We start from the raw sequence: 14,089 nt of genomic DNA, 5'->3' as shown, positions 1-14,089 counted from the left end.
GCAGGGCGGTATATCGTTAAAAGTTTTTTGTCCTACAAAATCCGCATGAAAACCCAGCAGGCGCTGGGATCTGTCCTAGACTCATGACCGATGGGTCCGTTCCAAAACAAAAACCCCGCAAAAAATCTAAACTTTCGAAACCTGCCGCTGGTCAAGTTTTAGGTAAGGGCGAGCACGCGCGCTTCAGGCCGAATGCCCGCTCATCCAATCTTTTTAAGCCGACGTTACAACTGGCATACGCCTTGCCAGCTTGTATAGCGCTTGTGTGTCTGGCCGCAGGATGCGGTCACTCGGAGCCGATGGCAGCGGGCCATTAGCCAACCAACAGATGGGAGTGCATTATGATCAGTGCCGCAGTAGATACTCAGGGAGAGCGTTTTAGTCAGCCGGCAGGAGGGCCAAAGTCTTTGGCCGACCTGCCCAACACTGTGCGGCCGGTCGTGAGTCAGAATACGAATCGAAAGAAAGTCTTGTTTGTCACTTCCGAGTTCGCGGACCTGGTGAAAACCGGCGGCCTGGGCGACGTCTCCGCGGCCCTGCCCCGCGCCATGGCGCACCTACATGATGTGCGGGTGCTGATCCCGGGTTACCCGCAAGTGATGGAAAGCGACAACCCGATTCATATCGTCGGTGAACTGGGCGGCCACGCTGCGTTGCCACCGTGCAAGATCGGGCGCATGGACCTCAAGGATGGCCTGGTCATTTACGTACTGATCTGCCCCGAACTGTATGAGCGTGAAGGCACGCCCTACGGCGCCAACAATGGTCGCGACTGGCCAGACAACCATATCCGCTTCGCCCGCCTGGGCCTTGCTGCCGCCGACATGGCCGCCAACCTCGCGCAAATCCACTGGTGCCCAGACCTGGTGCACGCCCATGACTGGCCTGCGGGCCTGGCTCCGGCGTATATGCACTGGCGTGGGTCACGTACGCCCACCCTGTTCACCATTCATAACCTGGCCTACCAGGGCGTGGTCAGCCTGGCCTCGACGCCAGAGCTGGGCATTCCGCCCCACGCCCTGCAACAGGAAGGCATGGAGTTCTACGGCAAGATGTCGTTTCTCAAGGCGGGGATGGCGTATTCCAGCCATATCACCACCGTGAGCGCCACTTACGCCCAGGAGATCACCACCCCGGAATTCGGGTGTGGCCTGGACGGTTTCCTTGCCAGCAAGACTCAACAGGGGCTGCTCAGCGGCATTCCCAACGGTATCGACGAAAGCTGGGAAACCTCCACCGACACGCACCTGATCCACAACTTCAATATCGGCGACTGGGAAGGCAAGGCCATCAACGCCGCCCATGTGCGCGAGCTGTTTGAGCTGCAGCCATCCAGTGGCCCGCTGTTCGCGGTGGTCTCGCGCCTGGTCTACCAGAAAGGCCTGGACCTCACCGAAGCCGTCGCCAGTTTCATCGTCGAGAACGGCGGCCAGATTGCGATCATCGGCCGTGGCGAGCCTGAAGAAGAACAGGCCATGCGCGAATTGGCACTGCGCTTCCCTGGCCAGGTGGGCGTGCGCATCGGCTTCAACGAGACCGATGCACGCCGCATGTTCGCCGGCAGCGATTTTCTGCTGATGCCGTCACGCTATGAGCCCTGCGGCCTGAGCCAGATGTATGCGCAACGCTTCGGCTCGTTGCCGGTGGCGCGTAACACCGGCGGGCTGGCGGACACCATTGAGGATGGCGTCACCGGGTTCCTGTTCAATGAGTCAACGGTGCAAAGCTACGAAGAGGCGCTGCGCCGCGCCTTCAAGGTGTTCGCCTTCCCCGGTCTGCTCAATGCCATGCGCAGCCGTGCCATGACCCAGCCGTTCAACTGGTGCCAGGCGGTGGAACCCTACGCCGAACTCTACGAACAACTGGTGGCCAAGGCCCTGGGGAAATCGAACAAATAGCGATTGGAACAACAAGGGAGGTCTTCATAGATGCCGTTACGGACTCTGGAAACCTGGCCCCACGGCGCAATCATGCTGGACGCGCACCGCACGCGCTTTGCGTTATGGGCGCCAGACGCATTTTATGTCAGCGTTGAATTGGAACAGGGTAAAACCATCGTCATGCTGCCCCAGGCCGGTGGTTGGTTCGAAGTCGAAGTCGCGTGCCCTGCCGGCACGCTTTACCGCTTTAATATCGATGGCGAAAACACGGTGCCTGACCCCGCCTCCAGGGCCCAGGCGCTGGATGTGCATGGCTGGAGCCGAGTAGTCGACCCCCTCGCCTATGAATGGCGCCACAGCCAGTGGCAAGGCCGCCCCTGGCACACGGCGGTGATCTACGAGCTTCACGTTGGCGCCATGGGCGGCTACGCTGGCGTCGAGAAACACTTGCCGCGCCTGGCTGAGCTGGGCGTCACCGCCATTGAGTTAATGCCTCTGGCGCAATTCCCCGGCGAGCGCAATTGGGGCTATGACGGCGTACTGCCCTACGCGCCCCACGCCACCTACGGCACGCCCGAGCAACTCAAGCAACTGATCGACAGTGCCCACGGCCATGGCTTGGCCGTGATCCTCGATGTGGTCTACAACCACTTCGGCCCCGACGGCAATTACCTGGGCCAGTACGCTCAGGGTTTCTTCCAGGAAGACGTGCACACGCCCTGGGGCGCCGGCATTGATTTCGAGCGCCGTGAAGTGCGGGACTTCTTCCTCGATAACGCCTTGATGTGGCTGCTCGAATACCGCTTCGACGGCCTTCGCCTGGATGCCGTGCACGCCATCGACAACCCTGGGTTTCTGCAGGAGCTGGCACAACGGGTACGCCAGCAGGTGGACGGCGGGCGCCACGTGTGGCTGATGCTGGAAAACGAACTGAACCAGGCCAGCCTGTTGCAGCACGATTTCGACGCGCAATGGAATGACGACTTTCATAATGTGCTGCACGTGCTGCTCACCGGTGAAACCGACGCCTACTACAGCGACTTTGCCGAACAGCCCACCGCCAAGCTGGCGCGCTGCCTGGCCGAGGGGTTCATCTACCAGGGCGAGACCACACGCCATGGGCATGCCCGCGGCGAGCCCAGTGCGGATTTGCCCCCCAGCGCCTTCGTGGCGTTCCTGCAAAACCACGACCAGGTCGGCAACCGCGCCCTGGGCGAACGCCTGCACCAGCTGTGTTCGCCCGAGGCGCTGAAAGCGGCGACGGCCCTGCTGTTGCTGTGCCCCATGATCCCGATGCTGTTCATGGGCGACGAGGTAAATGCCGCCGAGCCCTTCCTGTTTTTCACCGACCATCATGGCGAGCTGGCCGAGGCCGTGCGTGAAGGCCGGCGCAATGAGTTTGCCGACTTCGCGGCGTTTCACGACCCCGAGCAACGCAAGCGCATCCCCGACCCCAACGCGCTGCAAACCTTTTTGCAATCGATGCCCTCCTTCGTCGAAAACGACCACACCCAGCTCTACCGCCACCTGCTGAGCCTGCGTCACGCGCATGTAGTGCCGCACTTGTCCGGTACCGTAGCTCTGGGCGCGCACGTGCTGGCCGACCGCGCCGTCAGCGCGCGCTGGCGCCTGGGCAACGGCCGTGTGCTGCAGATCGACCTGAACCTGAGTGAGCAGCCCCTGGACCATCCGGCACCCCACCCGATTATTTTCCAAACGCCTGCCGAGCAAGGTGCGCACTTACCGCCCTTGAGCGCACGCGTTTGCTTATCCCCTGTTGGAGAAATGCTTTGAGCGAAGCGAACCTGGAAATTCTCGCCAGCCGCGCAGGCCTGGCCGTCGATTGGATCGATGCCAACGGTCGCCCGCAACATGTGAAACCTGACGCCCTGCGCGCCGTTCTCAAAGGCCTTGGGCACCCGGCCGACAACGACGACGAGATCGACGCCAGCCTGCAGCAACTTGAGCAGGCACAGCAAGACACCCACCTGCCGCCCTTGATGACCACCGACAGCGGCGCGGGCCTGGACCTGGCGCGCTATTTCGCCCCGGACACCCCGTGTCGCGTCAGCCTGGAAGGCGGCGAAACCCTGGAGCTGCGCCTGGACGGCGAGGCCGTGCTGCCCGGCGTCATTGCCCTCGGCTACCACCAGGTGCATATCGACGGGCAAACCTTCACCCTGGCCGTCGCGCCCAGCCATTGCTATAGCGTGGCCGACGCGGTCGACAGCCAACCCGCTCGCGCCTGGGGCCTGAGCGCCCAGCTGTATGCCTTGCGCCGCCTCGGCGATGGCGGTTTTGGCGACACCCTGGCTCTGGAACACCTGGTGCGTTCAGCCGCCGAGCGCGGCGCCGACGCCGTGGCAATCAGCCCGATGCACGCGATGTTCAGTGCCGACACGGAGCGCTTCAGCCCTTATTCACCCTCCAGCCGCCTGTTTCTCAACAGCCTGTATGCTTCGCCGGCGTGCATCCTCGGTGAACGTGAGGTGCGTAACGCCATCGAGGCTGCCGGCTTGGCCGATGAGCTGCATGCCCTGGAACAGCTCACGCTGATCGACTGGCCTGCCGCCGCCAAGGCCAAGCAACGCCTGCTGCGCACGCTGTATGAAGACTTCCGCCACGGCGCGCATCCCCAGCATGCCGACTTTCAAAGCTTCCGCCAGGCCGGTGGCGAAGCCCTGGAAAACCACTGCCGCTTCGAAGCCATCCAGGCCCAGCGTGCTGCCGCCGGTGAGGACCTGGACTGGCGCCAATGGCCCGAAGCCTGGCGTACGCCACAAAGCCCGGCCCTGGCGCAGTTCGCCGAGGAAAATCGCGATGAAATCGGTTATTACGCCTTCACCCAATGGCTGATCGCCCGCAGCCTTGAGCGCGCCCAACAAGCCGCCCGTGGCAGCGGCATGGGCATCGGCCTGATCGCCGACCTGGCGGTGGGTGCCGACGGTGGCGGCAGCCAGGCCTGGAGCCGCCAGGATGAACTGCTGGCCGACCTCACTGTGGGCGCGCCGCCGGACATTCTCAACCGCGCAGGCCAAGGCTGGGGCATCTCTGCCTTTTCGCCTGAGGGCCTCAAGCGCAATGGCTATCGCGCCTTTATCGAAATGCTGCGGGCCAACTTCGCCCATGCCGGCGGCTTGCGCATCGACCACGTGATGGGCTTGCAACGCCTGTGGGTGATCCCCCTGGGCGCATCACCCCGCGAAGGGGCCTACTTGTATTACCCGGTGGACGACCTGCTGCGTTTGCTCGCCCTGGAATCGCACCGCCACCAGGCCATCGTCCTCGGTGAAGACCTGGGCACCGTGCCCGACGGCCTGCGCGAAAAGCTCAGTGCCCGCTCGATCCTGGGCATGCGTGTGCTGCTGTTCGAACAGCACCATGACGGCCAGTTCAAGCCCATACTCGATTGGCCCGACAACGCCTTGGCCACCACCAGTACCCACGACTTGCCCACCCTTAATGGCTGGTGGCACAGCCGCGATATCGAATGGAACATCCAGCTGGGCCTGATCGACGCGCCTACTGTGGACCAATGGAGCGAACACCGCCTGCGCGAACGCCAGGCACTGCGCCAAGCCTTGAGCCAGGACCCGCAGAACTTCATCGATGAAATCCGCAACGACACCGACCATATGATCGACGCCAGCGTGCGCTACCTGGGCCATACCCGCGCGCCCCTCGTGTTGTTGCCCCTGGAAGATGCTTTGGGCATCGAGGAGCAAGCCAACCTGCCGGGCACCCTCGACACCCACCCCAATTGGCGCCGCCGCTTGCCCGGCGAAGCCGCCAGCCTGCTCGACAATGACAGCGCCGCGCGTCGCCTCGAACTGCTGGCCGTAGCGCGCAACCAAGCCTATGAGCGTGACCGATGAACGCACTGCCCCTGCGCGCCACCCAGCGCCTGCAATTTCATAAAGGCTTTACCCTCGATGACGCGGTGCCGCTGGTGCCGTATTTCGCCCAACTGGGCATCAGCCATCTGTATGCCTCACCGCTGTTAAGCGCCCGCGCCGGCTCCATGCACGGCTACGATGTGGTCGACCCGACCCGCGTCAACCCGGAGCTGGGGGACGAAGCGGCGTTGCGTCGCCTGGTCGCCGCGCTGCGTGAGCACGACATGGGCTTGATCCTCGATATCGTCTCCAACCATATGGCCGTGGGCGGCGCGGACAACCCTTGGTGGCTGGACCTGCTGGAGTGGGGCCGCCTGAGCCCCTACAGCGAGTTCTTCGACATCCAGTGGCATTCCCCCGACCCGTTGCTCAAGGGCCAGTTGCTGATGCCCTTTCTCGGCAGCGATTACGGCGAAGCCTTGCAGAATGGCACCTTGCCGCTCAAGTTCGATGCCGAACAGGGGAGTTTCTACGTCGAGCATTACGAACACCGTTTTCCGATTTGCCCCAGGGACTACGGCCTGATCCTGGGCAACGATGAGTTACTCAAACCGCTGGCCGAACGTTTCGCCGCCCTCGCCTACCAGCACGACGCCTACGCCGAAGCCGCCACGCTCAAACAAGCCCTGGCCGAACGCGCCAGCGAGCTGCTGCCAGCCATCGAACAACGCCTGGCCGCATTCGACAGTCGCCAGCCCGAGGGCTTCGAGCGCCTGCATCACCTGCTTGAACAACAGACCTATCGCCTGGCCAGTTGGCGCACCGCCGCAGACGACATCAACTGGCGGCGCTTCTTCGACGTCAATGAGCTGGGCGGCCTGCGGGTCGAGCGTGCAGCGGTGTTCGAAGCCACCCATGGCAAGATTTTCGAGCTGATCAGCGCGGGGCTGGTCGACGGCCTGCGCATCGACCATATCGACGGCCTCGCCGACCCGCGTGGCTATTGCCGCAAATTGCGTCGGCGGGTGGATGCGCTGTCACCCCAGCGCCACTTGCCGATCTTTGTCGAAAAGATCCTTGGCGAAGGCGAAACCCTGCGCGAAGACTGGCAGGTGGACGGCACCACTGGCTACGAGTTCATGAACCAGTTGTCATTGCTGCAACACCACCCCGAGGGGTTTGCGCCGCTGGCCCAGATGTGGACGCGTTACAGCGAACGGCCTTCAGCCTTCGGCGAAGAAGCGCGGCTGGCGCGCCAGCAGATCCTCAATGGTTCGTTGGGCGGCGACTTCGAAAGCGTGGCCCAGGCGCTGCTGCAAGTGGCCCGCGATGATGTGATGACCCGCGACCTGACCCTGGGCGCCATTCGCCGTGCCTTGCAGGAACTGATCGTGCACTTCCCGGTGTACCGCACCTACATCAGCGCCATGGGCCGCAGCGCGGCCGACGACAAGGTGTTCCAGCAGGCCATGGAGGGTGCGCGCAGCACCCTCAACGAAGGCGACTGGCCGGTGCTCGACCACCTGGAGCAATGGCTCGGCGGCCAGCCCTGGCGCAATCGTCCGATGGGCCGCGCGCGCAAGATGCTCAAGCATGCCTGCGTGCGCTTCCAGCAACTGACCTCGCCCGCCGCCGCCAAGGCCGTGGAAGACACCGCGTTCTACCGTTCGGCGGTGTTGTTGTCGCGTAACGATGTGGGTTTCAGCACCGAGCAATTCAGTGCGCCGCTGGCAGATTTCCATGCGGCCAATCAACAGCGCCTGCAGACCTTCCCTGGCAACCTGCTGGCCACCGCCACCCATGACCACAAACGCGGCGAAGACACCCGTGCGCGCCTGGCGGTGCTCAGCGAGTGCGCACCCTGGTATGCCGAACAGGTCGAGCACTGGCGCCGCCTGGCCGAGCCTTTGCGCGAGAGCGCAGAGAGCCCCTCGGCGGGTGATGAGCTGATTCTTTATCAGGTGCTGCTGGGCAGTTGGCCGCTGGAACCCAACCCCGATCTGGAGGCGTACCAACAACGCCTCTGGCAGTGGCAGCAAAAAGCCCTGCGCGAGGCCAAGTTGCAGAGCAGTTGGAGCGCGCCCAACGACGCGTATGAACAGGCGGTGGACGGGTTCCTCAAGCGCCTGCTGCTCAGTGAGGCCGGTGCGCCGCTGCGCAGTGCCCTGGACAGCGCGGCCCAGGCCATCGCCCCCGCCGGCGCCCTGAATGGGCTGGCGCAAACCTTGCTTCATCTGACCGTGCCGGGTGTGCCGGATATTTACCAGGGCGATGAGTTCTGGGACTTCAGCCTGGTCGACCCGGACAACCGTCGCCCGGTGGACTTCGCTGCGCGGCAACGTGCATTGCAGGCACCACCGGACATCGGCGAACTGTTGTTCAACTGGCGCGACGGGCGTATCAAACAGGCAGTGATCGCCCAGGTGCTGGGCCTGCGTAAAGCCTGCCCCGAACTGCTGCGCCATGGCAGCTACACACCGCTGGAAGTGCTGGGCCAGCACGCGGAACGCGTCGTTGCGTTCTACCGTGAACATCAGGGCAGGCAGTTGCTGGTGGTGGTGCCGCGCTGGTCTTATCCTCTGCTTGAAAACGGGATGTTTCCCCAGATCAATGCGCAGGTTTGGGGCGATACGCGGGTGAAATTACCGTTCGCCGCCCCTGCACAAAACTGGAAGGGACTTTTTCAAACGGGCGTAGTCACACCCAACAAGGAGCTGTTGATCAGCGCTGCCCTGGGGGATCTCCCGGTCAATGTCTTTATCAATCCTGATAATCAAGAAAGCTGAAAATTTTCTGTGAGGAGTTTGTGATGAGTAAAGAAGACAAACGCATTCGCGAACTGGCGCATCAGATCTGGGAGTCTGAAGGCAAGCCCGATGGCGCCCATGATCGCCACTGGGAGATGGCGCGCAAGCTGGCCGAAGCCGAGGCGCTGACGCCGAGCAAGCCTAAACCGGCCGCCAAGCCAAAAACCGCGCCCAAGGCTGCGGCCAAGCCCAAGCCGGCTGCGCCTGCCGCCGCCAAGCCTGCGGCAAAGAAACCCGCCGCGCCGAAGAAGCCCAAACCGCCCGCCCCATGATTTCTCGGGCCTGCAGCACGCAATGCGCGCTGCAGGCTCTTTTCCGTCCATGCCATGCGCTGAAGCACCGTCAGTACGGCGGCGTTCGGCCCGAAAAAAGACCCTTTGCAGGAGCAACTCGATGAGCAAACCCGACAACACCACAGCGACGCCGGTTCATGAGCCGTCGCGGATCCGTGAAGGTTTGCCCTTCCCCCTTGGCGCCACCTGGGATGGCCTGGGTGTGAACTTTGCGCTGTTTTCCGCCAACGCCACCAAAGTAGAGCTGTGCCTGTTCGACGATACCGGCGAGGTTGAGCTGGAGCGTATCGAACTGCCCGAATACACCGACGAGATCTTCCACGGCTACCTGCCCGACGCACACCCCGGGCTGATTTACGGCTACCGCGTATACGGTGCCTATGACCCGGCCAATGGTCACCGTTTCAACCACAACAAGCTGCTGATCGACCCCTACGCCAAGCAACTGGTGGGCGAACTCAAATGGTCCGAAGCGCTGTTTGGCTACACCATCGGCCACCCGGACGACGACCTCAGTTTCGATGAACGCGACAGTGCGCCCTTCGTGCCCAAGTGCAAGGTCATCGACCCGGCGCACACCTGGGGCAACGACCAACCGGTACGGGTGCCATGGGACCGCACGATCATCTATGAAACCCACCTGCGTGGCATCAGCATGCGTCACCCTTCGGTGGGCGAGTCGGTGCGGGGCACCTGCGCCGGCTTGATGGAAGATGACGTGCTCAAGCATATCCGTCAGTTGGGTATCTCCTCGGTCGAGTTGCTACCGGTGCACGCCTTCGTCAACGACCAGCATCTGCTGGAAAAAGGCATGACCAACTACTGGGGCTATAACAGCATCGCGTTCTTCGCCCCCGACCCGCGCTACCTGGCCAGCGGCAAGATCGCCGAGTTCAAGGAGATGGTCGCGCACCTGCATGAGCAAAAGCTGGAAGTGATTCTGGACGTGGTCTACAACCACACCGCCGAAGGCAACGAGCGCGGCCCGACCCTGTCCATGCGTGGCATCGACAATGCCTCTTACTACCGGCTGATGCCCGACGACAAACGTTTCTACATCAACGATTCCGGCACCGGCAACACCCTGGATTTGAGCCACCCGTGCGTGCTGCAGATGGTCACCGACTCCCTGCGTTACTGGGCCACCGAGATGCATGTGGACGGCTTCCGCTTCGACCTGGCGACCATCCTCGGGCGCTACCGCGACGGCTTCGATGAGCGCCACAGTTTCCTCGTGGCGTGCCGCCAGGACCCGATCCTGCGCCAGTTGAAACTCATCGCCGAACCCTGGGACTGCGGCCCCGGTGGCTACCAGGTGGGCAACTTCCCGCCGGGCTGGGTGGAATGGAACGACCGCTTCCGCGACACCGTGCGTGCGTTCTGGAAAGGCGACGACGGCCAACTCGCAGACTTCGCCGGGCGCATGACCGCCTCGGGCGAGATGTTCAACCACCGTGGGCGCAGGCCGTACAGCTCGGTGAACTTCATCACCGCCCACGACGGTTTCACCTTGCACGACCTGGTGTCGTACAACGACAAACACAACGAGGCCAACGACGAGAACAACCAGGACGGCAGCAATAACAATCTGTCCTGGAACCACGGTGTCGAAGGCCCTACCGACGACCCGGAGATCAACGCGCTGCGCCTGCGCCAGATGCGCAACTTCTTCGCCACTTTGCTGCTGGCCCAGGGCACGCCAATGATCGTCGCCGGGGACGAGTTCGCTCGCACTCAGCACGGCAACAACAACGCCTATTGCCAGGACAGCGAGATCGGCTGGGTCAACTGGGACCTGGACGATGACGGCAAGGCCCTGCTCAAGTTCGTCAAGCGCCTGATCAAGCTGCGCCTGGCGTACCCGATCCTGCGGCGCGGGCGTTTCCTGGTGGGCGACTACAACGAAGACATCGGCGTGAAGGACGTCACTTGGCTGGCGCCGGATGGCAACGAGATGACCACCGAGCAATGGGAAGACAGCCAGGGCCGTTGCCTGGGCATGCTGATGGATGGCCGCGCCCAGGAAACCGGGATTCGCCGCGCCGGGGCCGATGCCACGCTGCTGCTGGTGGTCAACGCCCATCACGACATGGTCAATTTCCGCCTGCCGCCGGTGCCGGAGGGTGAGTTCTGGACCTGCCTGCTCGACACCAACGACCCGGCTGTGCGTGGCCAGGAACGCTTTGATTTCGAGCATGAGTACGCGGTCACCGGCCGCTCGCTGCTGCTGTTTGAACTGCAGCACGAAGGCGAGGTGTGAAATGGCGTTGCACGGTTTCCTTCAGGGCTACCGGGGCTATGCCGACACGCAAGCCCTGGGTAATGCGCTGAGGGCCCTTCAAGAGGAAGGCCTTGACCAACTGCCGTTGCCGGGCAGCGGAAATACCCTGGCCCGCTTGAGCCAATTGGCTCAGGTGGCCGGGCATGACCTGCGCCTGTGCAAGTTGTTCGAAGGCCATACCGATGCGCTGGCGATCATTGCCGAACTCGACAGCCCCTTGCCGCCGCTGGGCAGCACCTGGGGCATGTGGGCGGCCGAGCCGCCGGCCGCCAAGGTGCGCGTGCGCCACGACGGCCAGCGATTGCTGGTCGAGGGGCGCAAAGCCTGGTGTTCCGGTGCGGCGGTGGTCAGCCATGGCTTGCTGACGGCCTGGGACGAAGAGGACCGCCAGCAACTGGTGGCCGTGGCGATGGATCAACCGGGCATCACGGTGACGGATGAGGGCTGGAAGGCAGTGGGCATGGCGGCGACCGGTAGTGTCGACATCCTGTTCAGTGCCGCCAGGGGGATTGCCGTGGGTGGCCCGGGCGACTATCTGTCCCGCCCGGGCTTCTGGCACGGCGGCATCGGCATCGCCGCGTGCTGGTACGGCGCGGCGCAACGCCTGGGTGAAGTGCTGCGCGCCCAATGTGCCACGCGTGCGGAGCCCCATGCACTGGCCCACCTCGGCGCGGTCGACAGCGCCCTGAACAGCGCCGCCTGCGTGTTGCGCGCCAGCGCCGCGCAGATCGACCGCGAGCCACGCGCCGATGCGCGGCAACTGGCGCAACAGACGCGTGCGTGTATCGAGGACACCGTCGAGCAAGTGATCCAGCATGTGGGCCGTGGGGTCGGCGCCGGGCCGTATTGCAAGGACCCGCACTTTGCCCAGTTGATGGCGGATTTGCCGGTGTATGTGCGGCAAAGCCATGCCGAACGCGACTTGGCCGCTTTGGGCGAACACGTCGCTGGTGAGCCCTCAGGGAGATGGGTGCTATGAAGCCCAACCCGATTGTTGGCCAGGGCACGCCGTTGAGCCACTGGCAAAACTCTGAACGGCTGGCCGAGTTGCCACACATCAGCGTGGCGCAGTTGGTGCCGCCAGGGCATCGAGCGGTAATCGTCGCCCCGCACCCGGATGATGAAGTGCTGGGCAGCGGCGGCTTGCTGCAAGGGTTGGCGGCGCTGGATCGCCCCATCCAGTTGATCTCCGTCACCGATGGCAGCGCCAGCCACCCTGGCTCCAGGCGCTGGCCGGTGGAGCGCCTGAGCGTGGTGCGCCCGCAGGAATCAGCCCAGGCCCTGCACCGCCTTGGCTTGCCGCTGCACAGTTTGAAATGGCTGCGCGGCGGGTTCGCCGACAGCCATGTGGCCGAGCGCGAAACCCAGCTGTGCGAGTTTATCCAGCGCCACCTCAAGCCCAACGACGTGGTGTTTGCCACGTGGTGCGAGGATGGGCATTGCGACCATGAAGCCGTGGGCCGCGCCAGCGCCAACGCAGCCAAGGCCGTCGGCGCAGCGTTGTGTGAACTGCCGGTATGGACCTGGCACTGGGCCACTGCCGAAGACCACAAGGTGCCCTGGCATCGGGCGCGCAAGATCCCGCTGACCGCCGAGCAAGTGGCACGCAAACGCCATGCGATCCATGCCTTTGCCAGCCAGTTGGAGGGCGACCCGCAAATCGGCCTGCCTCCGGTGCTGGCGCCCTATGTGGTGGAACGCTTGCTGCAACCTTTTGAAATGGTATTCGTATGAGTGTGGCAACCCCCTACTTCGACCAATTGTTTGCCGGCAATGACGACCCTTGGGCTTTTCGCCAGCGCTGGTATGAACAACGCAAGCGCGCCCTGACCTTGGCCATGCTGACGCGGCCGCGCTATGCGTCGATATTCGAGCCGGGCTGTGCCAATGGCGAACTGAGTGCCGAGCTGGCGCCACGTTGCGACCGCCTGCTGTGCTGCGACACCGCCAGCGCTGCGGTGCGACTGGCACAGGCGCGGCTGGAGCGTTTTGCTCATGCCCGCGTGGAGCAGCGCCGCCTGCCGGAGCAATGGCCCAGCGGGCAGTTCGAACTGATCGTATTGAGTGAGCTTTGTTACTACCTGGATGCAGATGATTTGAAACGTCTGATCGATTGCGCCCTCGCCGCCTTGACCGCTGACGGTCAACTGCTGGCCTGCCATTGGCGACCACCCATTGACGGTTGCCCGCAAACCGCCGAACAGGCGCACGCCGTGCTCCAACAGCGTCTGGGTGTAGCACCGTTGGTGCAGTATCAGGACGCGGATTTCCTACTCGACCTGTGGAGCCTCGACGGCACCTCAGTCGCTCGTCACGAGGGCTTACGATGATCGGTATTCTGATCCCGGCACATAACGAAGAAGCCTGGTTGGATGATTGCCTGAGGGCTGCGCGGATCGCCGCCGACCACCCGGGCTTGCTGGGTGAAGCGGTACACATCCTGGTGGTGCTCGACAGCTGCAGCGATGCCAGCGCGGCGATAGCTCAGGCCCACCAAGTGCACTGCCTGCACGTGCAGGCCCGCAATGTGGGGCATGCCCGTGGCGTGGGTGCAACGTACTTGCTGGAGCAAGGCGCGCGGTGGATTTCCTGTACCGACGCCGACAGCCGCGTCGCCCCTGACTGGCTGGTGGCCCAACTGGCCCAAGACTGTGACGCGGTGTGCGGCACAGTCACCGTAGACGCCTGGAGCGAAGGCTTCGACCCGGCTGCGCAGATCCGCTATCACCAGGCCTACCAGGCCCGCGACGGGCATCGGCATATCCACGGTGCCAACCTGGGCGTGAGTGCCCGCGCCTATGTAGAGGCCGGAGGGTTTGAACCGCTGGAATGCCACGAAGATGTACAGCTGGTGCGTGATCTGGAGCGTTGCGGCGCCTCCATCGCCTGGAGCCATGCACCGCAAGTGGTGACCAGTGCGCGCCTGGATTGCCGGGCTGAGGGTGGGTTTGGGGACTATTTGAAGAGCTTGATGCAGGCTGGGTGAAAACGA

10 protein-coding genes are annotated in these 14,089 nt (G+C 63.5%); all 10 read left to right on the top strand.

Features of this window, described 5'->3' with window-relative positions:
* The first annotated feature begins 341 nt into the window (after positions 1-341).
* The 10 genes from glgA (at position 342) to TX24_RS27140 (ending at position 14,083) form a co-directional block, all read left to right on the top strand.
* The gene (gene glgA, locus TX24_RS27185; protein WP_082628888.1) at positions 342-1,898 is read left to right on the top strand and encodes a glycogen synthase GlgA; all 1,557 of its coding nucleotides are present in this window, start codon (positions 342-344) and stop codon (positions 1,896-1,898) included.
* Between the two features lie 30 nt (positions 1,899-1,928).
* Positions 1,929-3,674, top strand: a complete 1,746-nt coding sequence (gene treZ / locus TX24_RS27180; RefSeq protein WP_057711806.1) for a malto-oligosyltrehalose trehalohydrolase — start codon at positions 1,929-1,931, stop codon at positions 3,672-3,674.
* Positions 3,671-5,755, top strand: a complete 2,085-nt coding sequence (malQ, locus tag TX24_RS27175; RefSeq protein ID WP_057711805.1) for a 4-alpha-glucanotransferase — start codon at positions 3,671-3,673, stop codon at positions 5,753-5,755. Before treZ ends, malQ begins: the two co-directional genes overlap by 4 nt.
* Positions 5,752-8,502, top strand: coding sequence for a malto-oligosyltrehalose synthase (locus tag TX24_RS27170; RefSeq protein ID WP_057711804.1), 2,751 nt, complete (start codon positions 5,752-5,754; stop codon positions 8,500-8,502). Before malQ ends, TX24_RS27170 begins: the two co-directional genes overlap by 4 nt.
* 23 nt (positions 8,503-8,525) lie before the next feature.
* Entirely contained in the window at positions 8,526-8,795 is a 270-nt protein-coding gene (locus tag TX24_RS27165; protein ID WP_003191595.1) for a DUF2934 domain-containing protein, read from the top strand.
* Between the two features lie 121 nt (positions 8,796-8,916).
* Positions 8,917-11,076 carry a glycogen debranching protein GlgX gene (glgX, locus tag TX24_RS27160; protein WP_003191597.1) on the top strand — a complete coding sequence of 720 codons (2,160 nt, stop codon included), beginning with the start codon at positions 8,917-8,919 and terminating at the stop codon, positions 11,074-11,076.
* Position 11,077: 1 nt separating this feature from the next.
* Positions 11,078-12,076 carry an acyl-CoA dehydrogenase family protein gene (locus TX24_RS27155; RefSeq protein ID WP_057711803.1) on the top strand — a complete coding sequence of 333 codons (999 nt, stop codon included), beginning with the start codon at positions 11,078-11,080 and terminating at the stop codon, positions 12,074-12,076.
* Entirely contained in the window at positions 12,073-12,831 is a 759-nt protein-coding gene (locus TX24_RS27150) for a PIG-L deacetylase family protein (RefSeq protein ID WP_003191600.1), read from the top strand. Before TX24_RS27155 ends, TX24_RS27150 begins: the two co-directional genes overlap by 4 nt.
* Entirely contained in the window at positions 12,828-13,427 is a 600-nt protein-coding gene (locus TX24_RS27145) for an SAM-dependent methyltransferase (RefSeq protein WP_003191601.1), read from the top strand. Before TX24_RS27150 ends, TX24_RS27145 begins: the two co-directional genes overlap by 4 nt.
* On the top strand, positions 13,424-14,083 hold the full coding sequence (locus tag TX24_RS27140; protein WP_057711802.1) for a glycosyltransferase family 2 protein: 660 nt from the start codon (positions 13,424-13,426) through the stop codon (positions 14,081-14,083). Before TX24_RS27145 ends, TX24_RS27140 begins: the two co-directional genes overlap by 4 nt.
* Positions 14,084-14,089 lie beyond the last annotated feature (6 nt).

This window comes from Pseudomonas lactis (assembly GCF_001439845.1).
In the GTDB taxonomy this organism is placed as follows: Bacteria; Pseudomonadota; Gammaproteobacteria; order Pseudomonadales; family Pseudomonadaceae; genus Aquipseudomonas; species Aquipseudomonas lactis.
Note: the sequence above shows the minus strand (reverse complement) of the source record. Positions and strands in the feature narration are given on the sequence as shown.